This is a genomic window from Ornithinibacillus massiliensis (genome assembly GCF_018310345.1).
Taxonomy (GTDB): Bacteria; Bacillota; Bacilli; order Bacillales; family Amphibacillaceae; genus Ornithinibacillus; species Ornithinibacillus massiliensis.
On sequence record NZ_JAGXBY010000005.1, the window covers coordinates 157,690 to 179,931 of the forward strand.

Sequence of the window (22,242 nt, forward strand, 5' to 3'; positions counted from 1 at the left end):
CAATGATGATGAAGAAAACTTTTCTAACTGAGAATAATTAAAAAAGATGACGAGAAATAGTCTCATCATCTTTGTGTAACGTATAAAAGTTCATAGCTTAAAGTCGTTCCTTAGCAAACCTCACAAAGTAAACAAGAGATTCAGGGTTACTTAACGAGCCTTTATTAGCTACTTTTTCCAATGGCTGACCCATTAATATCTTTTTAACTGGTATTTCTAGTTTTTTCCCATTTAATGTTTTTGGTATGTCTTGAACAGGAATGACCTCCGTTGGAACATGTCTTGGTGAGCACTGGGTTCGAATCTGATACTTAATGGCATCAATAATTTCCTCCGTCAGCTGTTGATGATCTGCCATGATTACAAATAATGGAACAAGAGAGTCGCCGTTTTCAAGCGGAATATCAACTATTAAACTATCCTTGATTTCTTTGATCTGGTCTACCGCACGATAGATTTCACTTGTACCAATTCGTATCCCACCACGGTTAATCGTAGCATCAGAGCGACCATATATGATACAAGTACCTCGCTCCGTAATTTTAATATAGTCGCCATGTCGCCATATTCCTGGGTACATATCAAAATAGCTATGATGCATCCTACTGCCATCTTCATCATTCCAGAAGTAGATTGGCATAGCCGGGAAAGGCTCCGTTAAAACCAATTCCCCAACTTCATTTATCTTTGGATTACCATCATCATCGAAGCTTTCTATTTTAGCTCCTAGTCCCAGGCATTGCAATTCCCCAGCATAGACTGGTAGTATTGGTACACCTAAGATAAAGGCTGTACATACATCGGTACCTCCACTAATCGAAGCAATGGATAGGTCCTCTTTAACGTGATCATAGCACCATTTAAACCCTTCTGGAGGAAGTGGAGAACCGGTGGAACTGATCGTCTTCAAATGACTTAAATCAAATTCCTCTAAAGGAGAGAAGCCCTCTTTCATACATGCTGTAATATAGCTTGCAGATGTTCCGAATATCGTCATTTTCGTTTCTTCTGCTAACTTCCATAGCATTCGTTTATCTGGATAAGTAGGATTTCCATCATAAAGGATAATCGTACTTCCAGTTAATAATCCGCTCACTAAATAGTTCCACATCATCCAACCAGTCGTGGTAAACCAGAAGAAGCGGTCCTCCTCATGTAAGTCTGTATGGAATGTTAGTGCTTTTAGGTGCTCGATTAATATACCACCTTGGCTGTGAACGATTGGCTTTGGCTTGCCTGTCGTTCCGGATGAAAATAATATCCAAAGTGGATCATTGAACTCTACATCATGATATATTAACTCCTGCCCTGTATAATGGGTTGCATCATTCCACAACGTAACGTACAGTAAATTTGAAAATGGCTCTGTTGTATGGAGATAAGGTATGGCAATCGTTGCTTTTAAAGTAGGGAGTTCAGCCTGTACTTCCTTCACAACGTCCATTCGATTATATTCTTTTCCACCATAACGGTAACCATCTACTGTAATCATGACCTTTGGTTCAATTTGTTTAAATCGGTCAATGACACTTTGCTTACCGAAATCGGGTGAAGCACTTGACCAAACCGCACCAAGGCTTACTGTTGCTAGTAGGGAAACAATTGATTCATATATGTTTGGAATATACCCAACAACGCGGTCGCCTTGTTTGACACCAAGATTGATTAATGTTTGTTGCAGTGCTGCTGTATCTTCATATAGCTTTTCCCATGTTACTTCATCACGATTTGGCCGTACTTCTGATGTATGAATAATAGCGGTTTTATCCTTCTTATAATTACGAAAGATATGCTTTGCATAATTAATAGAAGCACCTTCAAACCACTTAGCACCAGGCATGTCATGGGAAGATAGTACATGATGATACGGCGTAGACGATTGGATATGAAAGTACTCCCAGATGGTTTCCCAAAATTCTTCTATATGTTGCACGGACCATTCCCAAAGGGATGTATAGTCCGGCATTGAAAAGCCTTTATTCTCGTTCAGCCAGTTCATATAGGTTATAATATTGGCTTGATCGATACGTTCTTTCGTTGGCTTCCAAAGTAACGTACCTTCTTGAACTTGTTTCATGTAAATCCTCCCCCGATTTTCATAACTACTTTCATTATATGAAAACGGTTTCTATGTGTAAAGAATAGACCAGTTACGGTACAAACATAGAAAAACCCATTACTACAAATAATGGGTTTTGTATTTAAAAAAGAAAATCTCTGATTTCTAGCAGCTAATATTGCAATACTAAGTTTCCATGAAGGCAAGGCGCAATTTCACGCTACCAAATGGGGTATGGGGCTTGTCTTAATTTCCTGCTAGTATATCCGCAAACTCCTTAACGTAAGGTGGTAAATCTGGTGGACGGCGACTAGATATAATGTGTCCATCTACGATAACGGCTTCATCATACCATGTGGCACCAGCATTTGTCATATCGTCCTTGATGCCAGGAGTACTTGTAACCTTTTTACCTTGAAGAATGTTGGCTGAAATTAACACCCATCCTGCATGACAAATTTGCCCAATAGGTTTCTTTGCCTCATCCATCTCTTTTACAAACTGAAGAACTTCAGGGTAGCGTCTTAACTTGTCTGGAGCCCATCCACCTGGGACTAAGATGGCATCATAGTCATCTGTCTTTATATCGTGAAATGCGTAATCTGATTCTGCTGGAACACCATATTTGCCTATATATTTTTTCTTCGCTTCTTTTCCTACTAGGTGAACAATTGCCCCTTCTTCCTGTAAACGTAACACAGGATACCAAAGCTCTAAATCTTCAAAATCATCTTCAACAAGAGCAATAACCTTCTTATTTTCTAACCGCATCAAAACACCTCCATGATAAGTTTAACAGAAAATAGAGCATTATATGTACTTATATGAAATATAAAAACCACAGATGCGTCTGTGGTTTTACACCGGCCGTTCCCCAAACTTAGCAAATGTATTTTCATCTTCTACTAATCCACATGAACCACATTGGATTCGGTATTTTGGTCCGTTATACACAGCATGAAATGGCTCGACTTCACCAGTTGAATAATCATTTATTACCGCACCAGTTTGCGGGTCTAATTTAACCGGTTTTGCTATTTGTTCAATGATATTAAAGCGTGAACGATTTGTTTTGCAATTGGGGCATCGATATTTTTGTGCCATCTTTCACACCTCCATTGTTAGTATGAAACCAACATGCTTTTTTATACGAGGAGGGGAAAGCTAAAAAAGTCGTTTTAGCTTAGATAGAAAACCAGTCTTTTCCTTTTGATCTGTATCTTCTTCAGAAGGGGTATCTTCATTATTTTCATTCATAAAAATTGCTTCTTTATCTATGGCATAGTCATAGGTTAGAACAGCACCAATATCAGTTTCTACTGCTTCGTTATTGATTACCGTATAAGAAATATTATATTTATTTGCTAATTCCTTCTCAGCTTTAAGAAATCTGGATGCAATTTTCCCATTAAATAATAGCTTGGCATCGGGATAATGTTTCATATTTTCTTCTAGGATTTGTATCCCTTTATCCGTCATTACCTGACCAATTGTTAAGGCGATGACAATTCGCTCTCGTAATGTACCAAGGAAATAATCTCTTTCTTCCTGCTTGGGTAATCGAGTACCATATATACCTTCTGTAAGATAGTCCTCAACGTTTTTCTTACTCATTTTGAATACCTCGCTTTTCATCCTAATTGTAAATGAGAACATGCACTGCTGGCAAAGAAAAGAGGAGTTTTTCACTAAGTTGTAGAATTTGTAAGAGGGAGGGAGTGCATCATGCAGGAAATACTGCTTGGCGTAATAATTTTATCAACTACGTTATATCTTATTCTGGCTATTTACTTTCAAAATAAGCTAGTTAAATACATATTAAAGCTTGGAACAATGCTATTTATACTAGTGCTCGCGGTATATGGGTCGGGATTAAACAGCATGTATAGTTATTTCATTGTACTAGCACTCTGATTATCACTAGTTGGTGATATCCTTTTAATGCTTACGGATAAGTGGTTTATTCATGGACTGGTTAGTTTTTTATTAGCTCATATTATATATATTTTTGCATTTTGGTATGGTTATTCTTTTTCTATTGCAATGGATCTTTTAATTGTTGGATGTGCGCTTCTGTTTCTTGCCTTAATAGTCTTTTATATACTGTTCCAAAGTGTGAAGCAGGTTGGAAGGTGGAATTTAGTTGTTGCAGTTGCTATGTATATGACAATTATCTCCACCATGCTTGGATTAGCTATTCATACTAGCGAAAAAATTCTCATTATCACAGCAACATTATTCTTTATCTCAGATGCGGTGCTGGCGATATATAAATTCTAGGTTCAATTTAAATTAGCAGATTACATGGTGATGAGTACTTACTTTGGTGCACAATTATTATTTGCTATAAGTATAGGTGGCCTAGTGTAAGGCCACCTATTTATTTTTCCTTCGCACGTCTGTCAGCGGCTCTACTTCTCGCTTGAGCTACTTTGTCATCGTGATCGGCAAATTCCTCTGAATACTCTACATCAATTCCATCAGATAATTGATTTTTCGGAGTCTGAGCAAAGAAGTTCTTACCTGTTGCTCTATTATGGTCACCACGTCCCATAACGTTCACCTCTTTCTGGAGTATTCATGTCATAGTATGAACGAAAATGGCAAATAAAAACGAGTAATCAAAAGGAAAAAATTCCTAATGATTACTCGTTTATTTATTTTTCTAATGAAGGCTCTCTTGGATCAATTGGTTTTTCTGGTTGTTCTTCTAGTTGGAAAGGAACGATACCAGTTTCATTTCCGTAACGATATTGAGTCGGATCAACAGGTGTCCATTCTTCATTTGGTGTATAGAAGCGTAATAAGTCACCATTTAACAATTTATCGGAGAGCTCAAGCTCACGAAGTGCCTCATCTCTTACTTGAATCATTTCTTCCGTAGGCTCGATTTCCTCACCAGTGTCATTATCATAGAAAGTACCAGAAATAACACTGTATTCCGGGGTAATTAAATCACCATTACGGAATGGAACGTATTCCTTATGGCCATCAGAGAATAAATCTGTTCCAAATTGGATATAATCTTGTGCATCAATTCCTACTAAGTGTAGTAAAGTTGGCATTACATCGATTAATCCACCATATTTGTGGACTGTTCCCATTCCTTCAACACCAGGAATTTTTATAATGAATGGAACTCGTTGTAATTGAGCATTTTTAAATGGTGTAATTTCTTCACCAGTAATTTCTTTCATTGCACGATTATGGTTTTGAGAAATACCATAGTGATCTCCATATAGGAAAATCACAGAATCCTCATATAGACCAGCTTCTTTTAAATCATTAAAGAATTGCTCTAACGATTCATCAAGATAACGAGCGGTTTGGAAATACGTATCAACAGATTTATCTCCTGTTTCCGCAGGTGCAAGTGAAGCTTCTTCATCACCTATAATATACGGATGATGGTTTGTTAAAGTCATCATATGGGCATAGAATGGCTGATCCAATGACTTCAACATTGGCATAGATTGTTCGAAGAAAGGCTTATCCTTTAGGCCATAGTTGATAACATTTTCTTCGCTCATGTCATAATAACTAGCATCGAAATATACATCCACACCAAATTGTTTATAAATTTCATCACGATTCCAGAATGATTTATAATCACCATGGAAATTGGCTGAAGTATAATCTTGTTGCTGGTTCAGTATCGCAGTTAATGATTGGTATGTGTTAGTACCTCTAGTTACGAATGCAGATCCTTGTGGTAACCCATAAATAGAGTTGTCCGTAATTAGCTCTGCATCAGCTGTTTTACCTTGTTCGGTTTGATGGAATATATTATCAAAATACGTAAAGTCTTGTTCAGGATCATTTACTAATGAATTTAGGAAAGGAGTAACTTCTTCCCCATGTAATTTATAATTGATTAAGAACGTTTGGAATGACTCTAAGTGAATTTTAATAATGTTCTTACCTTTAGCAACACCAAATAATTCTGGATTTGGCTCTGCATATTTATTCTTCGTATAGTTTTCAACTTCTGTAATATCATCACTATCCGCAAGTACTCGTTGTGAAGATGATTTAATATTTTGTGCTGCATCATAAATTGCAAAGTTATAAAGTCCTATATACTTTACAATATAGTTGCGGTCAAATGTTCTTTTTAGTAGTTCTGGTCGATCTGCTTCAGCAAGACCTAAATTCAATGAAAATGCAATTAGTCCTATAATAAGCACCAGTATAGGCTTCTTACGACTAATTCTTTCTGTGCTCCAGCCTTTTTTAAACCAAATAAATAAGGCGATAAGGATTACTAGATCTAGTACAAAGAATATGTCTGTCCATTGTACAAGACTTACAATACTGCTTCCTAAACTTCCGAAGTTGCTTGTTTGTGTTAAGGTTGGAAGTGTAATGTAGTCGTTATTAAAACGATAGTACACGACATTGGCATATAATAGTATGGTCATTAATGTATCAACTACAATAATCCATAATCCTACCCGTTTTCCTTTAGCAAATAATGCTATTCCTAGGAAAATGAGGGCTGAGCTCAGCGGGTTAAAGAAAAGTAAAAATTCTTGTGTCCCATTTTTTATATCTAGGTTGAATTCAGTTACGTAAATCAGATACGATTTTAACCAGATTAGTAACACGGCTACAAAAAAGAAGGACATTTTTGATGTTAAAAGTTTTTTCATCTTATTTCCCCCATCTTTTTTTGCTTAAATTGATAGATTTCTTTTTGTGATGAAATCTAAAATAAAGTTATCAAGTTATGATTTTAACTCAAATTAATCTATGAATCAAGTGAATTTCCAAAATTTACTATTGGGAAAGTATGGTGAGGGCTTGTCCGTATTGCACTCAGACATTATTGATTGTATTCAATTAAATAGAAACTATGATAGAATAATATTTGCTTGTTTGTTATAGAAAGGACACAAAAAGATGAAACAACAACATAGAACCGTAATAAAAGAATATGTACTTGTTTTAATTGGTGCTACATTAGTCGCATTATCTTATAATGTATTTTTATTACCATCAAAATTAGCCGCTGGTGGTATTTCTGGGATTAGTACTGTTTTATATGAATTATTTGGATTTAGTCCAGCAATGACGCAATTTGTGATAAATATACCAATATTTATCATTGGTTGGTTAGTCTTAGGAAAGGACTTTGGTGGGAAAACTTTACTCGGTACTTTCTGGGTGCCATTTATAATTGGTTTAACGGCAAATACACCAATTACCATTACCAATCCGGTTCTGGGTGCAATTTATGGTGGAATAGTATTAGGAATTGGACTAGGTATTGTTTATATTGGAAAAGGTTCGACTGGTGGAACTGCCTCAATAGCACAAATCCTGAAGAAATTCACAGGAAAATCCAGTGGTTATACGCAGTTAATTGTTGATGGAGTGGTAGTTTTATCTTCTATATTTGTTTTTAGTTTAGAACTGACACTTTTCGCATTAATGGCTATCTATATTTCGAGTAAAACAATCGATTTTGTTCAACTGCGAACTTCTGCTACTAAGTTAATTGTGATTATTACAGAAGAGGAAGAAAAGGTTCAGGAATTGATACGAACTGGTATTGATCGTGGCTTAACAAAGGTAAGGTCTGTTGGAGGCTACTCCAATATGGATAAGACACTAATATTATGTGTAGCCGAGCAGCAAGAGGCTGTAAAATTAAAAGGAATGCTTCAACAAGAAATTCCGACATCATTCGTCATTTTCCTGAATGCATCCGAAATATTAGGAAGAGGATTTTCGATAGATAAATACTATGGGCAAAAGCTTTAACGAAATAGAGGCAGTTCAAAATAGTTGAACTGTCTCTTTTTATTATTTCTCCAACTTTCATTCCATCTTATATGTATAGAATCATTCAAAAGCAAAAGGATGCCCGTAATGAGCATCCTTTAATAGATAGCACCCCAAATTAATGAGGCATGGTTCCTTGAATTGGAGCAAAACTGTTTATATAGTTTTGCATGTCCTCTTGCTTTAACTGTGGTACTTGATAATATTGATGTTTATTTTGATATAGGAACACTTCATATGCCATCTCAATAATATTTGGAACACTATCGGCAAATACTCTTCTTAAGACAGGGTTAGTGGATTCTAGAGCTGCCATTGTAAAGGCAGATGCATTGGACTTTAGAACTCCCATCATAAAGCCAGTCACACATTCATCATTAATCTCTTGAGGAGACTGTGCAGGTTTTTTCGGTTGGGATGGTGTCATTCCATACAACACATCATTACTCTCGGCCATATTGTACGTTTGTGTCTTAACGGTGGGCTCATTTCCTGTTTTAAGTGTTTCTACCACAGTATTATATAACTGGGTTAGGAATGTTTTATGTTGGTTCATCATGGATTTCAGCTGCGGATCCTGTGCATATTGCTCATAAATCATATATTGCTCCATACCACCAACTAAACCACCGATGGCTTCATGTGCATCAAAAAGCTCGTGACCACCATGGCTTACTTCTGCAGGCATTTGTGAAGTGCCAGTTAATTGTTGGTTTTGCATTTGGTTATTCATGTTCATATTCAAATTAATAACCTCCTTAAGAAGAATCAGGTTTATTATTATCTGTTTCACTGGAAATATCCCAGCCATAAATTAGCTAAAATACGTTTGATTGGCATTCTTTTTTGGGGAGATATGGGCAACACTAAAAAGAAGAAAACGATTGCGAAGAACATGAATTTATTTAGAATACGTGCTACGATGATGGTAGTTAGAATAGGGGGGATTAATCATGCAAGGAAGATTACCAATTCGTCTTCATGATCGAATTCACTTAATTGATGGGTTTGATATGGGAATACCGTCTCGAACAGGTACGTATGTATTGGATGAAGAAGAATTAACTATTATTGAAACAGGACCAAGTCCGTCCATTAAGTATATTAAGCGTGGCTTAGAGGATTTAAGTCACACATTAAGTGAAGTGAAATACATAATTGTCACGCATATTCATTTGGACCATGCAGGTGGTGTAGGTATACTGCTGAAATTATGTCCAAATGCGAAAGTAATTGTCCATCCGCGTGGTAAAAGGCATTTAATTGATCCAAAAAGGTTAACTAGTGGTGCTAGAGCAATTTATGGAGATAGTTTTGCCGAATTCTTTGATCCTGTTGAACCAGTCCCTGAAGAAGCAATCATAGAAAAGAGTGAAGGAGATACACTACTAATAGGACCTAATTGTACATTGCAATTTTTAGATACACCTGGTCATTCACGACACCATATTAGTATTTATGACCCTGTAAGTAATGGGTTGTTCACAGGAGATACTGCTGGGGTAAAATATGAACAGTTGGATCCATTGGGGATTGATTTCTTCTTACCTTCCACATCACCAAATCATTTTGACCCGACAGCTATGCACGAGTCCATTGATCGCTTTATGGAAATGAATGTAGACTTTATTTACTTTGGGCATTTTGGTGCGACATTGAAAACTACTGCAGCATTGCATCAGGTGTCAGAGTGGTTAGATATTTTTGTGGAGGAAGGCGAGAAGGTATTTAAAGAAGGTAAAGGCTATGATGTTTTATCAGGGCGACTGTTTACACGTGTAAAAGAGCACCTTAAGGAACTTGGCGTGCCTGATGATCATCCTGTTTATATATTAATCAATCTGGATATGCAGGTTAGTGCATTAGGAATTATTGATTACTTCCAAAAGTTAAAGCAATAAGAATTAAGTGTATAACGCACTCCGGAAATATACGTAAGGTAAAGGAAGATTAGCTTTTGTATATTTCCGGGGTGTTATAGCTGTGAATGGGAAAGTTTTACATTCAGTTCTTTTTATTTGATACCTATTCCATTCCCCTATTTACTGTTAGATTTCAATTTCCAACATAATTGGACAATGATCGCTACCTAGGATAGCGGAATGTGCATTAGAGTCAATCAAGTTGTCCTTCAGCCTTTCGGAGACAATAAAATAATCAATTCTCCAGCCAATATTCCTCTCGCGCACCGTTTTCATGTAGCTCCACCAAGTGTAAATACCTTCCTCATCAGGATAGAAATGGCGAAGCGTATCAATGAAACCTGCATTCAGAAAGCGTGTCATCTTTTCTCTTTCTTCATCCGTAAATCCGGAATTACCATAGTTTGTTTTGTAATTACGAATATCAATCTCTTGATGGGCAACATTTAGGTCTCCACATAATATAACGGGTTTAATTTTATCGTGTTCCATTATATGTTGAAACAAAGCGTCCTCCCATTCTAATCGAAGACCCAATCGAGCTAAATCACGCTGTGAATTAGGGGTATAAACATTGATTAAGAAGAAATCCGCAAACTCCATCGTAATAATACGACCTTCTGGTTGTGTTTCTTCCTCACCGATTCCGTATTTCACCGATAGAGGCTTCTGTTTCGTAAATACAGCAGTACCAGAATAGCCTTTGCGTTCTGCATAGTTCCAATATTGAAAGTAGCCATCTAGCTCTAACTCAATTTGCCCCTCTTGTAGCTTCGTTTCTTGAACACAAAAAATATCAGCATCTATTTCATTAAAGTAATCTAAAAAACCTTTGCGCACACAGGCACGCAATCCATTAACATTCCATGATACTAATCGCATAATATCTCCTCGTAATTTCTCTGCTTTGTAAAGTGGTTGTTTTTTTAGGTCGAAACAAAGTAAGCTAGTCCTCAGTAGAAACAACCTTTTTAGTTTGTACTCATCATATCACCTTCAGCAGAAATGTTCATGAAAGGCGTCTTTGGGAAAACTATTTTTTAAATGAGGTTGACTCTATTGGTGTATTAATCGTATAATACACTTAATCGGTGTATTAAGCCCTTAATACATATTTTTTTGCCAAGTGTGTATTAAGGGGTTAATACAGTAAGGAAACAGTTACCAAGTAAATATAGGAGTTGTAGCTATGAATATAAAGTTTAACAACCGAGATCCTGTCTATGTTCAGGTAATTCGACATTTTAAGGAGCAAATTGCTACCGGTAATTTTGAACCTGGTCAGGAGATTCCATCTCGACGTGAACTAGCAAATCAAATGAAAATTAATCCTAATACAGCGCAAAGGGCGTATAAGGAAATGGAGGAACAAGGGTTGATATTTACGGAGAGAAATTTACCAAGTCGTATTACGAATAATGCAGATGTGATTAAAGCAGTTAGAGAGGAATTGATTCTAGAAGCAGTCCATTCATTTATTGCTTCTGTACAAACGATTAATGTCCCACTAGATGAAGTGCTTCATCTAGTGAAGGAAAATTACGAAAAGAGATTGGAAGAACAGGAGGGAGAAGCATGATTGAGATAAAGGGTATAACCAAAAAGTTTGGTAGAAAACCGGTGTTAAAAGGGGTTAGCTTTGCTGCAAATAAAGGTGAAATTACGTGTTTAATCGGAATAAATGGTGTCGGAAAAACGACTATCTTAAATGCGATTATGAATCTAACACCTATTAATAGTGGTGAAATACTAATTGATGGTGAGAAGCTTCACAAAGGTAGCTTTGAAAAGGTGACCTTTATTCCAGATGCGATTACGATGCCTCCTAACATGAAAATTTCCGATGCGATGACATTTATGGCGGATTTTTATCAGTCATGGAATCAAAAGCGAGCAGAGGATTTGCTAACTTTCTTTAAGTTGGACGCCAATGACCGCATTTCTTCTCTGTCAAAAGGGAATACAGCTAAAGTGAATATGCTACTTGGTCTTGCATTGGATGTTGATTATCTATTAATGGATGAGCCATTTTCGGGGATTGACATATTTAGTAGAGAACAAATTGCCAATGTATTTACTAGCCATCTAGTAGAGGACCGAGGCGTCATTATTACAACACATGAAATCAATGATATTGAACACTTAATCGACAAGGCAGTTATTTTAAATGAGGGAGTTGTCTTACGAGAGTTCAATGCGGAAGAAGTACGAGAAATAGAAGGAAAATCGATAATCGATGTAATGAGAGAGGTGTACCAGCCATGATGCGCTATTTAAAATTGACTAACTTTGAACTAAATCGCTTCTTCAAAATATATGTAGTGTTAATTGGAATTACGCTCATTATGCAGCTAATAGGCGTAGTATTTATCTCGAATAATTATATAGGAGATATAGAAGAACTTATTTCAGCAGGTAATACAATAGAGCAGGCAATAAAGGATTGGGGGATTTTCTCTTTTAGTGCAATCTCAAGGTCATTATGGTTTACAGCACCTATCTCATTATGTGTTGTTACCTTGCTAATCTATGTGTTTTTCATATGGTATCGGGATTGGTTCGGAAAAAACACATTTGCCTACCGATTACTAATGTTACCGACAGCTAGAATTAATGTATTTTTTGCAAAGGCATCTGCCATCTTTTTAATGGTACTTGGGCTCGTTGCTATTCAGCTTATTTTCATCATGATAGAAAATGAAGTGATGAAGCTAATTGTCCCAAGTCAGTTGAGAGAAGATCTCACATTAAATGAAATACTATACAGCTTTGATTCTTTACGAGTATTATATCCCACTTCGTTTATCCAGTTCTTCATTCATTATGGAATTGGAATGATGACGGTATTGGTTGCATTTACAGGTGTGCTATTTGAAAGGTGTTTTCGTTGGAAGGGAATTATATTAGGTGTGGTTTTTGCGGTTCTTTCATTCTTCGTATTTATATCTCCATTATTGATTCAGGAGTTTTTAGTGGAGGAATTCTTCTATCCAACTGAAATATTCATTCTAATGGTAGTAGCAGCTCTAATTGTAACAAGCGGTGCCATTTGGATGAGTCATTACTTGTTAAATAAGAAGATAAGGTTGTGACGAAATGATATTGAAACGATTTTGGAAGCTTATAGCGCTAAGTCTCGTGATTATTACAGTACTTGTAACGTACTTTATTTATACATCATTAGTGGTTGCCAAACAATTTCCTGAATTAACACTGAAGACAATTGACGGGGATAAATCGGTCATGAACGACGTCTTACTAGTAGGGGAATATGATGGGAAAAGTAATTATAGTGCCGTCACGGTCAGTACAGAAGGGTCTGTTTATCGAGGACAAATGTCCTTCTTTGAGAATTTAGAATCCCCTTTTGCCATAAATAATGCGACTAAGTTAAAGGAAAAGTATCGTAACTTTATGAGAGGGAAATGGATTTATACAGGAAATTTCTTTGAAAATGACGAATTTGTCGCTTATGTCGCGGTTAAGTCAACATCATCGAGATTACACTACGAGGATGCTGAGAACTATTTTTACGTAGATGTTTTAAACAAGGAGACCAATAAGTCTAATTCATTTGAAATAAAGATACCGGGTCAAGGGCATTATTACGATATCGTAGTGTCAGATGTTCAATTAGTTAATGGAGAATTAAAAGTATTAACAGAGTCTAATCATTATGGGAATAATGGTCGTTATGTTCGTGAGTTAATGGTATACACGATTGATATTTCCTCTCATAAGATTAGTGCAGATGATACCCTGCTAGTAAGTGAGAGCATTGAAGATGCTAATAACTGGGAGGATATTATGTTCTTAAATGATTCAGAAGATATTTCAGAGCAGAAATTCTACTTCTTGCAAAAGGATCAGAACCGACGAGAAGTAGAGGATACTGAACTGGAAACGGAGATAGTAGATAATGAACCAACTGAAATCAGCGTGGTTAATAGGTCCTTCTATTTATATGATTTGGAAAGCAAAGAACTCCAAGAAGTTACCTTCGATAAAGAGATAGCGAACGAATTATTAGATGCGCGTACGTGGGGATTTGTACAGGATAGACAAGTGTATCTGGTCTATGAGTTAGAAAATACAGTTACCATACTAGAGATCAATGAAAAGGATCTATCTGTACAATCCAAAGCAAAGTTTAACCTAGACGATTCAGTATTTCAGGGTTTGTCGAATCTTACAATAGTAAACGATAAAATGTATGCGATAGGTTATAAGGATGATGTTAACTCTGTCAAAGTATTCGTTGGTGCAATTCACAATGGAGAGGTACTGTTTGAAGGGGAAATAGTTATGGAAAACCCAGATGAAGAAAACGGAGAACACGAATTGCGGTTCTATCGATTAATAATGAATTAAACATGGAGGAAATATTGTGATAAAAGTAGACAAGCTAAGCCACCAATTTGAATTGGGGAAAAAAGGAAAGAAAACGATTGTACCAGTATTAAAGAATATTTCAATGGAAGTACACAAAGGGGAAATTGTTTCCGTTGTTGGGAAGAGTGGTTCGGGAAAGTCCACGCTACTAAATCTAATTAGTGGATTTATTCGTGCTAAAGAAGGAGAGATTTGGATTGATGGGAATCTAGTATCTGATTATTCAGAGGCAAAGTTTGCCGATTTTCGTCTTGAAAATATAGGCTTTATTTTTCAAAGCTTTCAATTGATACCTAGTATGACCGCGTATCAAAATATTGAACTTCCGCTGATTTTAAGAGGGGAAAATGAACCGAATAGAAAAATAATGGTTAACCAATTATTAGAGAGAGTCGGTTTAATAGAGTATAAGGACCATTACCCTAGCGAATTGTCAGGGGGTCAACAACAACGAGTTAGTATAGCAAGGGCATTAGTGCTGGAACCAGCACTAATCCTTGCTGATGAGCCAACAGGAAGTCTAGATAGTGAAACAGAAGCGGAAATACTAGACATTATTCAAAATCTTAATCAAGAATTGGGTATTACGTTCCTTATTATTACGCATGATGAAGAGGTTGCTCGTATCGGCCACCGTTCTATTACGATTAAAGATGGTAGTTTAATGGAAGGGGTGGAAACGATATGAGATTAAAGGACAAGTTTCGCTTTATAAGACAAAACATTAAAAAGAATAAAGCCCGTACTTATATGACTATTTTAGCAACGGCGATGGGATGTGCGTTCTTAATCGTATTAGCTTCTATTGGATATGGGCTACAGCAAAGTGTTGTAAAAGATACACTGGAGGATCAAACTGTAACAAAAATTGATATTTACGGTAAAGAAGTAGATGGTAATTATCAATCTCTTACAATGGAAGATGTACAGTCCTTGGAAAAATTAGATAATGTTAGATCTGTAACAAGAAAAACGCAATTAAGACAATATCCAACTTATTCCCTTGATGACTATGAAATAAGTGCAAATGCAGTGTCGACTCACTTCCCTTCTGAGTTAGCTGCTGGATTGGAGTTAGATGAAGGAAGATTACCTGAAAAAGCAAATGAAGTAGTAGTCGGGTATCATTTTGCGAATAACTTACATTTAGAAACAGAAGAAAATCCATACGATGAAGATACGGGAGAAATAAAAGAGGAATTACGTTATTCTGGTAGTATTATTGGAAAGACCATTACGATGTCCGTTCAAAAAAGTGCCGAAGAAGACAAAGCGGAGGAGATTCCATTAACGATTGTAGGTATCCTAAAGGAGCCTGGAAGAGAGTGGTTGACAAATACCGATGTATTTATCTCTCAAGAAGTATTCCAACAGGTGGAAGCTTATACGGGAACGCCAGGTGGAGAGCTAGGCGTGGATTCTGAGATATTAGAGACTACTTCTCTTACTTCTTATGATGAAGTAAACGTCTATGCGGATAACCTTGAAGCGGTACAAGGAATCGTGGATACGCTTAATGAAGAGAATTATGCATCGTACTCGGTTGTTAGTGAAATGAATCAAATTAATACCCTGTTCACCATTGCAAAAGCAGGATTAATTCTTGTTGGGACAATTGCCTTAGTTATTGCTTCGATTGGAATTTATAATACGATGACGATGGCTGTTACCGAAAGAGCTCCGGACATTGGAATTATGAAGGCTATTGGTGCCAATCCAAAGACAATTAAACAAATCTTCTTGTTGGAAAGTAGTTATATCGGTATCATCGGTGCATTCATTGGGACAATCGTAGCATATGTTATTAGTATAGTCGTGAATATTGCATTACCGATGATTTTGGAAATGGCATTTTCGCAAGAGATGCCTGAGGGATTACAATTCTCTGCTATCCCGTGGAGTCTAGTTGTTATTGCGGTTACCATTTGTTTAGTCGTTACAATCCTGTCAGGAACAGGACCAGCAAAACGTGCTACTCAAATTGACGTACTACGAGCAATGCGTAGGGAAGTATAGTAATGATAAGGATATGGTTAGAAGGAACTCTAACCATATCCTTTAGTAAAAGATTGCCTCGAGTCTACTAAGCCTAGTCTCGAGGCATATTTTCTAACAGCTTTTCGAAGCAGGAGCTACAATTGGTGTAACTGGGTTTAGACATTGAATTCCAGTAAAGTTATTCAAGTCCACGGTTATACAAATACCAGTCTCAACGAATTCACCAGTAGCGTTATTTGGGATGAAGTGGCACAAATCTTTTTTGGAATGACCTAATAAATTCCCGCTACCTTGTGTATCGAATTCTAATAATTCTAATTCAACACAGCAACCTTTTTTAAATTTCTTTGCCTTAAACACTGGAGTTTCCACACAGTCAAATCCAGAGTTGTTTTGAGCAATCCCTGTTGCAAAGAACAAATCACAATCCCCTTTACAATATAACAAAAACGGAATTGTCGTTGGCCCATTAGCAGGAACCGTAGTTGGCGAAAGTAATTGTTCGATTGCATTCTCGCACCCTGTAGTACAGCAATCATCTTGAGCTGCGGCTACTTCGTTTTGAGCTAGAACAATTTTACGAACCACGTCACAGACACATTCACTTGAGTGTTTTCCATGTGAACAACAACTCATGCTATGATCTCTCCTTTTCATATGAATTTTTTATACACTATAATCTATGTTAATTCAGATATCATGGTTGTTTACTAGTCTATTTCTATTAAAAATGATTCAGATATCCTGACAAAAGGAAGAATATGTGTTGCTTCATTATGTCAAAAGCCAACACCGACAAAGGATTAGCGGAGTATGTATAAATTAACTCTACACATGGTAGCTAATAGATTTTAGCCCTACCCATGAAAAAAGGAACCAGTTTACCTAGCTGGTTCTTTATTTTTGGTAATAGATTACATAGACATAACAACTTTTAAATTAACTTTACAATTCATTGATTTTCCCATCTATGTTAATAATTTCTTTTAAAATAGAGAAAGTGAACAAGCAATAAGTGAGGGAAGATTATGAGAATACGAGTCTGTTTGAGTATGTTTATACTATTTTGTCTACATAGTTTACTTTTGGGATCTACACTTGCTGCAGCAGAAGAACGTCAACCACCACGTATTAGTAGTGGAGCAGCTATTTTAGTAGATGCCACTACAAGTACCGTGATATATGAGAAAAATGCTTCAAAAAAACTATATCCAGCAAGTTTAACGAAAATTGCTACGGCCATTTATGCTATTGAGCATGGTGATTTAGATGATGTAGTAACGGTGAGTGAACATGCTTATCGTACAGAAGGGTCATCCGTGTTTCTAGAAGAAGGGGAACAGCTTAGCTTAAGGCAATTAATAAAGGGATTATTAGTTAACTCAGCTAATGATGCAGGGGTAGCAATTGCCGAGCATCTCAGTGGAGATGTGGAACATTTCTCCGATGATCTTAATCAATATGTGAAACAAGTAATTGGTGTTAAGGACACCCATTTTAGCAATCCACATGGGTTATTTGATGCGGAGCATGTTACTAGTGCGGAAGATCTTGCCATGATAACCCAATATGCAATAAATAATGAAGATTTCCGAGAGATATTTGGCTTAACAGAGCTAGAATGGAAAGGGAAGAAGTGGCAGACAACATTATATACACATCACAAGCTTCTTAGGGAAGCACCATATCCTGGTGTAAATGGTGGTAAAACGGGTTATGTTCCAGAAGCAGGCTTTACGTTAGCTACTACAGCAAGTAGAAAAAATCTTGACCTAATTGTGATTACGCTTGATGCATCAACCCAGGAAAGTGCCTATCAGGATACGGTTGCATTATTGGATTATGGATTTGATCATTTCAAAAGCGATGGTAAGGAAGTATCACCTATTCATTTAGATGGGGATGAAGCGTTTAGGAAACTAGCTAATAACAAAAAACGATTCTTTATCGATAGGGAGTGGCCATCATTTACTGATACGGAAATAAATTTGTCCCATCATTTGAAGGTAGCCGAGCTTAAACAGAATTCGATACCAAGCTCACTATATGATGTCCTTATTATTGGCATTGTCTTACTATCGATTTGGTTCATCTTCTATTATCGGAAGTCAAAGAAGGAGTGATTATTATATTGCTCTATGTCTATGATCGGGATATCTTTAATGAGAAAAAATAGTAAGACGATCGTAATCGTATAGAAAAAAGGATGGGTACGAACTGATATCATCCGGTTGCCCTTAATAGATTCTTCGGTTAGGTAGGTCATAATAAGTAAGAGCATAATCGTAAAGAATGCCAATAATTTGATGGTTGCATCTGGGTTGAACATTGGAATCATTTCGCCTAGCATCGCACCCATCATACCCCCCATTATGCCGGATATACTACCATCAATGACGGCGAATAGGTTGAACGGTAATCCAGCTATAAAGCCAATAGAAAGTCCAATTAGAATCGCAAGAAAGGTAGACATAAATAAGTCGCCATTTAGAAGTATTCCAATGACCGTACCAAAAAGGATGCCTGATAACATTCCAAGTGCCATCGATGCAAGCATTCCATGCATATTAGATAAGTGCTTTCGATGTAGGGCATTGAGGATAATGATACTGAGTATTTGACATGTACAAATTACCAATATCGTAGTTAATATAAATGACATGTTTCCAGCTCCTATAAAAGATGATTGATTGTCCCTTTAGAATGTATTCGACTGAGGGAAGAATTATGATTGCTACCTAAGGGGCGGGTCAGGTGCCTCTATATTTTTTTACGTTAGTACTATTACAAACAAGCTAAACTATGCTATTTTAATTGTATGGAATTTTATTTACCTTCTATTAGAAAGGACGTCTAAATTGAAGAAGACAAAAGTAGGTATTATCTTTGGTGGTAAATCTGCAGAGCATGAAGTTTCCCTTCAGTCTGCTAAAAATATTGTCGATGCAATCGATAAAGAAAAATATGATGTTACATTAATTGGAATTGATAAAGAGGGGAAATGGCATTTAAATGATCAATCTTCCTATTTATTAAATTCAGAGAATCCTAAATTAATTGCGTTGAATAAATCGGATGATAATGTTGCGATTGTACCAGGTTCTGCAACAAATCAATTAATCCATGTTGAAAATGCCGTAAGCTTAGAGCAATTGGATGTCATCTTCCCAATTGTACATGGTACGCTTGGGGAGGATGGCAGTTTACAAGGAATGCTTCGTATGGCAAATCTTCCTTTCGTCGGGCCTAGTGTTCTAGGTTCTTCTGTATGTATGGATAAAGATATTGCAAAAAGACTACTAAATGCTGCCGGAATAAAGGTAGCCAAAGGAATTACGGTGAAGCGTCCAAATAAAGATAAGGTAAACTTTGAAGACGCTAAAGAATTGTTAGGGACTCCAATGTTTATTAAACCGGCTAACCAAGGCTCCTCTGTAGGCGTTAGCAAAGTGAAGAATGAAGAAGAATTCTATGCGGCCTTACACGCTGCATTCCAATATGATCATAAGGTGGTCATTGAGGAAAATATTGTTGGTCGTGAAATTGAATGTGCTGTACTTGGAAATGATGATCCAATCGCGTCTATTCCTGGTGAAATATTACCGAATACTGAATTCTATTCTTATGAGTCTAAATATATTGATGAAAAAGGCGCAGAATTAGCAATTCCAGCCGAGCTTACTGAAGAGCAAGTTAGAATGGTGCAAACGACTGCAGTAGAAGCGTTTAAAGCATTAGAATGTGAAGGATTAGCTCGAGTTGACTTTTTCTTAACGGAAAATGGGGAATTGTACATTAACGAAATAAATACGCTACCGGGCTTCACAAAGATTAGCATGTATCCGAAGCTATGGGAGATTAGTGGTATTCCATACTCGGAATTAATCAGTCGCTTAATTGATTTAGCATTGGAACGCAGTGAGAATGATGCTAAGCTAAAGAATACCGTCTGGGAATAATGAAGAAAAGTCTCGTCCAGTGGGCGAGACTTTTCTGACTGATGGACAAGACAAAGCCAAAGATTGATTCGATTAGACAAATTATGATCAAGCTGTATCATATTGTCTAATCGTTTCACCTATCAGACAAAAATCACCACACATGGAGAAAGTTGTCTATTTGATGCATTTCTAGTAGAAAATTTTCATACATTAAAAAAATTGTCTACTTGGAACAATCTAGGTAGACATTTTTTTCATAAAAACGAAAACTAATCTGTTATTCGACATGAAATGTGGTGAATTTTTCCCTTAATGGGATCCGTTCTTTTTTCTCCGGTTGCTCATCAAAGTATCCCATATGCAGGAATCCAACGATCCGTTCGTTTTCCTGAACCTGAAGAATTTCCTCTACATTTGGGTCGTAAATATGAGGATTGGTTTTCCAAACAACACCAAGTCCTTGTTCCCATGCGAGAAGTTGGAAGTTTTGAATCAAACAAGCAGTGGCACCAAAGTTCTCATCTTGCTTCTTTTGGTTGTCTCCTTTTTCCATAATAACAACAAGAATAGCGTTCGGCTCATTTAAATAGCTCTCTCGGTTTTCTTGTTTTTCTTCTGGATAAGTACTTGCTATTTTCTTGGCGAATTCACGCTTTTGATTTTCTCCAACAAAGATAAATCTCCAAGGCTGCCTCATCCCGTGTGTTGGTGCCCAAATAGCATCCTCTAATAATTGAGTAACGATTTCTTTCTTTACCATTTTATTGTTATATCCTTTTTTTATAGAGCGACGTTCCCGAATTAATTTTGCTAGCTCCGATTGTTGCTTTATCATTTGCATCGTTAACACCTCTTTTGTGTTGTTATTATACTTCCGACTGATAATCGTTTTCATTGATTTAAATAGTAAATGATTTGAATAGGAAAAGCAAACCTATCTTGATCAACATATAGGATTTTGTCAGTGATTTATATCACATCTCTTTTTGCTGAAAAAGTGTATGATATAGGTAGATATATATTGGGGGTCATATCATGTCATTTTATGATGTTTTAGTCTTTGTACATATATTTTCAGCAATTTTAGGCATGGGGCCAGGATTCATGATGATGATGATTGTATCGAAGGCAACCAATTTAACAGAATTAAGACATGCTTATGTAATACGAAACAGAATGCATCGTTACACTATGGTTGGTGGTACATTGCTGCTAATTACAGGTATTTTAATGGGGACTATCAATACGTATCTATTCCAACAGGGATGGTATATTACTAGTCTTGTCCTTTTCTTTATTGCACTAGCTTTTGGGCCGTTATTACTTTCACCAAGATCAAAACCAATCAAGGAGCTTTTAAAGCATGCAGAAGGGGAGAAGATACCAGCAGAATACGATGTAATGGCAAAGAAGCTATTCTTCGTAGAGAGAATTGAAAATGTCATTTTTCTCGTTATTATTGCCTTAATGATTATAAAGCCTTTTTAGTGAAGCGCTCTCTTGTGGAGGCGCTTTTTTCTATGATTGGATCAATCCTGAAAGACAGCGGGTAAATCCTGAAGTTAGGTGCTGAAGTCCTGAAGAATATGTAACTCCCGTATTTTTAAATGGCGAGCCTATCCTGTTTGCTTTATTCCTATGATAAAATAGAGAAAAATGCAAACAAAGAGGGAAAATGATGAAAACATGGACAAGAGATATTGAAATTCATGCACCAATTGATCAAGTATGGAAACTTCTAGATGGGACACTTGAGGATATGCAAAAAATAATGCCAAATGTAGTCGAAAACACATTGGTTAAAGGAACAGAAAATGCTGTTGGAGCAGTGTATCGTCAGAAGTATCGTGAGGGAAAGAGGATGCAAGGATATGATGTCGAAACCATTGAATATGAGAATGAAGCGGATTTTAAGAAGTTAAAAGTAACCTTTACCCTTGCGAATATGTTTGAAATTACGACATCATATGAAGCGAAAAAGCTGGAAGATCATAAAACATACTTCCGATATACGACAACGAATAATCCATTAAAATGGTTCACAAAATTACTTCTTAAATTAGTAAATAGCGATAAAGTAGTGGTGCAATTTGTAGAGCGAGTAAAACAAGTTGCAGAAGAAGAGGTCCGAAAGCGATAAGGA

The 22,242-nt window shown here is 36.6% G+C and carries 24 protein-coding genes and 1 pseudogene; 14 read left to right on the forward strand and 11 right to left on the reverse strand.

Annotated elements, in window-relative coordinates; translation table 11 throughout:
* Window positions 1-97: 97 nt before the first annotated feature.
* The 4 genes from KGF86_RS14620 to KGF86_RS14635 all read right to left on the reverse strand — a co-directional run bounded on the left by KGF86_RS14620 (window position 98) and on the right by KGF86_RS14635 (window position 3,673).
* Complete coding sequence (locus tag KGF86_RS14620; RefSeq protein ID WP_211742312.1) at window positions 98-2,077, reverse strand: acetoacetate--CoA ligase; 1,980 nt, start codon at window positions 2,075-2,077, stop codon at window positions 98-100.
* 228 nt (window positions 2,078-2,305) lie between these two features.
* Window positions 2,306-2,830, reverse strand: a complete 525-nt coding sequence (locus KGF86_RS14625) for a type 1 glutamine amidotransferase domain-containing protein (protein ID WP_211742313.1) — start codon at window positions 2,828-2,830, stop codon at window positions 2,306-2,308.
* An 87-nt stretch (window positions 2,831-2,917) separates the two neighbouring features.
* Window positions 2,918-3,163: a DNA alkylation repair protein gene (locus tag KGF86_RS14630; protein WP_186869574.1), complete on the reverse strand. Its 246-nt coding sequence runs from the start codon at window positions 3,161-3,163 to the stop codon at window positions 2,918-2,920.
* Between the two features lie 60 nt (window positions 3,164-3,223).
* Window positions 3,224-3,673, reverse strand: coding sequence for a YueI family protein (locus KGF86_RS14635; protein ID WP_211742314.1), 450 nt, complete (start codon window positions 3,671-3,673; stop codon window positions 3,224-3,226).
* A gap of 111 nt (window positions 3,674-3,784) precedes the next feature.
* On the opposite strand from KGF86_RS14635, the gene KGF86_RS14640 reads away from it, so the two are divergent.
* Window positions 3,785-3,973, forward strand: a complete 189-nt coding sequence (locus KGF86_RS14640; protein ID WP_211742315.1) for a hypothetical protein — start codon at window positions 3,785-3,787, stop codon at window positions 3,971-3,973.
* A gap of 12 nt (window positions 3,974-3,985) precedes the next feature.
* Window positions 3,986-4,339: pseudogene (locus KGF86_RS14645) on the forward strand (lysoplasmalogenase family protein); the annotation flags it as partial.
* Window positions 4,340-4,439: 100 nt separating this feature from the next.
* Here KGF86_RS14645 and KGF86_RS14650 read toward each other — a convergent pair.
* Complete coding sequence (locus KGF86_RS14650) at window positions 4,440-4,613, reverse strand: YfhD family protein (protein ID WP_186869578.1); 174 nt, start codon at window positions 4,611-4,613, stop codon at window positions 4,440-4,442.
* Window positions 4,614-4,716: 103 nt separating this feature from the next.
* Window positions 4,717-6,711, reverse strand: a complete 1,995-nt coding sequence (gene ltaS / locus KGF86_RS14655) for a lipoteichoic acid synthase (protein WP_186869579.1) — start codon at window positions 6,709-6,711, stop codon at window positions 4,717-4,719.
* 250 nt (window positions 6,712-6,961) lie between these two features.
* On the opposite strand from ltaS, the gene KGF86_RS14660 reads away from it, so the two are divergent.
* Window positions 6,962-7,825 carry a YitT family protein gene (locus KGF86_RS14660; RefSeq protein WP_186869580.1) on the forward strand — a complete coding sequence of 288 codons (864 nt, stop codon included), beginning with the start codon at window positions 6,962-6,964 and terminating at the stop codon, window positions 7,823-7,825.
* Window positions 7,826-7,964: 139 nt separating this feature from the next.
* On the opposite strand, the gene KGF86_RS14665 is transcribed toward KGF86_RS14660, so the two are convergent.
* The gene (locus tag KGF86_RS14665; RefSeq protein WP_246521609.1) at window positions 7,965-8,585 is read right to left on the reverse strand and encodes a spore coat protein; all 621 of its coding nucleotides are present in this window, start codon (window positions 8,583-8,585) and stop codon (window positions 7,965-7,967) included.
* 214 nt (window positions 8,586-8,799) lie between these two features.
* Here KGF86_RS14665 and KGF86_RS14670 point away from each other — a divergent pair, with 214 nt between their 5' ends.
* Complete coding sequence (locus KGF86_RS14670) at window positions 8,800-9,747, forward strand: MBL fold metallo-hydrolase (RefSeq protein ID WP_211742317.1); 948 nt, start codon at window positions 8,800-8,802, stop codon at window positions 9,745-9,747.
* 147 nt (window positions 9,748-9,894) lie between these two features.
* Here KGF86_RS14670 and KGF86_RS14675 read toward each other — a convergent pair whose 3' ends face one another.
* Window positions 9,895-10,650: an exodeoxyribonuclease III gene (locus KGF86_RS14675; protein WP_186869582.1), complete on the reverse strand. Its 756-nt coding sequence runs from the start codon at window positions 10,648-10,650 to the stop codon at window positions 9,895-9,897.
* Between the two features lie 307 nt (window positions 10,651-10,957).
* Between KGF86_RS14675 and KGF86_RS14680 the strand changes: the two genes are divergently transcribed.
* The 6 genes from KGF86_RS14680 to KGF86_RS14705 are packed head-to-tail and all read left to right on the forward strand — an operon-like array spanning window position 10,958 to window position 16,176.
* Window positions 10,958-11,347 carry a GntR family transcriptional regulator gene (locus tag KGF86_RS14680; RefSeq protein WP_186869583.1) on the forward strand — a complete coding sequence of 130 codons (390 nt, stop codon included), beginning with the start codon at window positions 10,958-10,960 and terminating at the stop codon, window positions 11,345-11,347.
* On the forward strand, window positions 11,344-12,033 hold the full coding sequence (locus KGF86_RS14685; RefSeq protein ID WP_211742318.1) for an ABC transporter ATP-binding protein: 690 nt from the start codon (window positions 11,344-11,346) through the stop codon (window positions 12,031-12,033). The genes KGF86_RS14680 and KGF86_RS14685 overlap by 4 nt, the downstream gene beginning before the upstream one ends.
* Window positions 12,030-12,860 (forward strand): hypothetical protein, encoded by an 831-nt coding sequence (locus tag KGF86_RS14690; RefSeq protein ID WP_211742319.1) that lies wholly within the window; start codon window positions 12,030-12,032, stop codon window positions 12,858-12,860. The genes KGF86_RS14685 and KGF86_RS14690 overlap by 4 nt, the downstream gene beginning before the upstream one ends.
* A 4-nt stretch (window positions 12,861-12,864) precedes the next feature.
* A complete protein-coding gene (locus tag KGF86_RS14695) occupies window positions 12,865-14,139 on the forward strand; it encodes a hypothetical protein (RefSeq protein ID WP_211742320.1) in 1,275 nt (424 codons plus the stop codon).
* A 16-nt stretch (window positions 14,140-14,155) separates the two neighbouring features.
* Window positions 14,156-14,848: an ABC transporter ATP-binding protein gene (locus KGF86_RS14700; RefSeq protein ID WP_211742321.1), complete on the forward strand. Its 693-nt coding sequence runs from the start codon at window positions 14,156-14,158 to the stop codon at window positions 14,846-14,848.
* Window positions 14,845-16,176: an ABC transporter permease gene (locus KGF86_RS14705; protein ID WP_186869588.1), complete on the forward strand. Its 1,332-nt coding sequence runs from the start codon at window positions 14,845-14,847 to the stop codon at window positions 16,174-16,176. The genes KGF86_RS14700 and KGF86_RS14705 overlap by 4 nt, the downstream gene beginning before the upstream one ends.
* Before the next feature lie 93 nt (window positions 16,177-16,269).
* Here the strand turns inward: KGF86_RS14705 and KGF86_RS14710 are convergent, their stop codons facing one another.
* Window positions 16,270-16,794, reverse strand: a complete 525-nt coding sequence (locus KGF86_RS14710; RefSeq protein ID WP_186869589.1) for a CotY/CotZ family spore coat protein — start codon at window positions 16,792-16,794, stop codon at window positions 16,270-16,272.
* A gap of 392 nt (window positions 16,795-17,186) precedes the next feature.
* Here KGF86_RS14710 and KGF86_RS14715 point away from each other — a divergent pair, with 392 nt between their 5' ends.
* Window positions 17,187-18,281, forward strand: coding sequence for a D-alanyl-D-alanine carboxypeptidase family protein (locus KGF86_RS14715; protein WP_246521594.1), 1,095 nt, complete (start codon window positions 17,187-17,189; stop codon window positions 18,279-18,281).
* On the opposite strand, the gene KGF86_RS14720 is transcribed toward KGF86_RS14715, so the two are convergent.
* Window positions 18,257-18,820 carry a hypothetical protein gene (locus KGF86_RS14720; protein WP_186869590.1) on the reverse strand — a complete coding sequence of 188 codons (564 nt, stop codon included), beginning with the start codon at window positions 18,818-18,820 and terminating at the stop codon, window positions 18,257-18,259. The two genes, KGF86_RS14715 and KGF86_RS14720, sit on opposite strands and share 25 nt — an antisense overlap.
* A 196-nt stretch (window positions 18,821-19,016) precedes the next feature.
* On the opposite strand from KGF86_RS14720, the gene ddlA reads away from it, so the two are divergent.
* On the forward strand, window positions 19,017-20,117 hold the full coding sequence (ddlA, locus tag KGF86_RS14725) for a D-alanine--D-alanine ligase (protein WP_186869591.1): 1,101 nt from the start codon (window positions 19,017-19,019) through the stop codon (window positions 20,115-20,117).
* Between the two features lie 259 nt (window positions 20,118-20,376).
* On the opposite strand, the gene KGF86_RS14730 is transcribed toward ddlA, so the two are convergent.
* The gene (locus KGF86_RS14730; RefSeq protein ID WP_211742372.1) at window positions 20,377-20,940 is read right to left on the reverse strand and encodes a nitroreductase family protein; all 564 of its coding nucleotides are present in this window, start codon (window positions 20,938-20,940) and stop codon (window positions 20,377-20,379) included.
* 194 nt (window positions 20,941-21,134) lie between these two features.
* On the opposite strand from KGF86_RS14730, the gene KGF86_RS14735 reads away from it, so the two are divergent.
* Window positions 21,135-21,587, forward strand: coding sequence for a DUF2269 family protein (locus KGF86_RS14735; RefSeq protein ID WP_211742322.1), 453 nt, complete (start codon window positions 21,135-21,137; stop codon window positions 21,585-21,587).
* A 190-nt stretch (window positions 21,588-21,777) separates the two neighbouring features.
* Window positions 21,778-22,239: an SRPBCC family protein gene (locus KGF86_RS14740; protein ID WP_211742323.1), complete on the forward strand. Its 462-nt coding sequence runs from the start codon at window positions 21,778-21,780 to the stop codon at window positions 22,237-22,239.
* Window positions 22,240-22,242 lie beyond the last annotated feature (3 nt).

Excerpts from the sequence above, each read along its gene's own strand:
- KGF86_RS14680 (WP_186869583.1), top strand. The coding sequence starts at position 10,958 with ATGAATATAAAGTTTAACAACCGAGATCCTGTCTATGTTCAGGTAATT.
- KGF86_RS14625 (WP_211742313.1), bottom strand. The coding sequence starts at position 2,830 with ATGCGGTTAGAAAATAAGAAGGTTATTGCTCTTGTTGAAGATGATTTT.
- KGF86_RS14670 (WP_211742317.1), top strand. The coding sequence starts at position 8,800 with ATGCAAGGAAGATTACCAATTCGTCTTCATGATCGAATTCACTTAATT.
- KGF86_RS14715 (WP_246521594.1), top strand. The coding sequence starts at position 17,187 with ATGAGAATACGAGTCTGTTTGAGTATGTTTATACTATTTTGTCTACAT.
- KGF86_RS14730 (WP_211742372.1), bottom strand. The coding sequence starts at position 20,940 with ATGCAAATGATAAAGCAACAATCGGAGCTAGCAAAATTAATTCGGGAA.
- KGF86_RS14685 (WP_211742318.1), top strand. The coding sequence starts at position 11,344 with ATGATTGAGATAAAGGGTATAACCAAAAAGTTTGGTAGAAAACCGGTG.
- KGF86_RS14650 (WP_186869578.1), bottom strand. The coding sequence starts at position 4,613 with ATGGGACGTGGTGACCATAATAGAGCAACAGGTAAGAACTTCTTTGCT.
- KGF86_RS14640 (WP_211742315.1), top strand. The coding sequence starts at position 3,785 with ATGCAGGAAATACTGCTTGGCGTAATAATTTTATCAACTACGTTATAT.
- KGF86_RS14660 (WP_186869580.1), top strand. The coding sequence starts at position 6,962 with ATGAAACAACAACATAGAACCGTAATAAAAGAATATGTACTTGTTTTA.
- ltaS (WP_186869579.1), bottom strand. The coding sequence starts at position 6,711 with ATGAAAAAACTTTTAACATCAAAAATGTCCTTCTTTTTTGTAGCCGTG.
- KGF86_RS14635 (WP_211742314.1), bottom strand. The coding sequence starts at position 3,673 with ATGAGTAAGAAAAACGTTGAGGACTATCTTACAGAAGGTATATATGGT.
- KGF86_RS14695 (WP_211742320.1), top strand. The coding sequence starts at position 12,865 with ATGATATTGAAACGATTTTGGAAGCTTATAGCGCTAAGTCTCGTGATT.
- KGF86_RS14720 (WP_186869590.1), bottom strand. The coding sequence starts at position 18,820 with ATGTCATTTATATTAACTACGATATTGGTAATTTGTACATGTCAAATA.
- KGF86_RS14675 (WP_186869582.1), bottom strand. The coding sequence starts at position 10,650 with ATGCGATTAGTATCATGGAATGTTAATGGATTGCGTGCCTGTGTGCGC.
- KGF86_RS14620 (WP_211742312.1), bottom strand. The coding sequence starts at position 2,077 with ATGAAACAAGTTCAAGAAGGTACGTTACTTTGGAAGCCAACGAAAGAA.
- KGF86_RS14665 (WP_246521609.1), bottom strand. The coding sequence starts at position 8,585 with ATGAACATGAATAACCAAATGCAAAACCAACAATTAACTGGCACTTCA.
- KGF86_RS14735 (WP_211742322.1), top strand. The coding sequence starts at position 21,135 with ATGTCATTTTATGATGTTTTAGTCTTTGTACATATATTTTCAGCAATT.
- KGF86_RS14740 (WP_211742323.1), top strand. The coding sequence starts at position 21,778 with ATGAAAACATGGACAAGAGATATTGAAATTCATGCACCAATTGATCAA.
- KGF86_RS14630 (WP_186869574.1), bottom strand. The coding sequence starts at position 3,163 with ATGGCACAAAAATATCGATGCCCCAATTGCAAAACAAATCGTTCACGC.
- KGF86_RS14690 (WP_211742319.1), top strand. The coding sequence starts at position 12,030 with ATGATGCGCTATTTAAAATTGACTAACTTTGAACTAAATCGCTTCTTC.
- KGF86_RS14710 (WP_186869589.1), bottom strand. The coding sequence starts at position 16,794 with ATGAGTTGTTGTTCACATGGAAAACACTCAAGTGAATGTGTCTGTGAC.
- KGF86_RS14705 (WP_186869588.1), top strand. The coding sequence starts at position 14,845 with ATGAGATTAAAGGACAAGTTTCGCTTTATAAGACAAAACATTAAAAAG.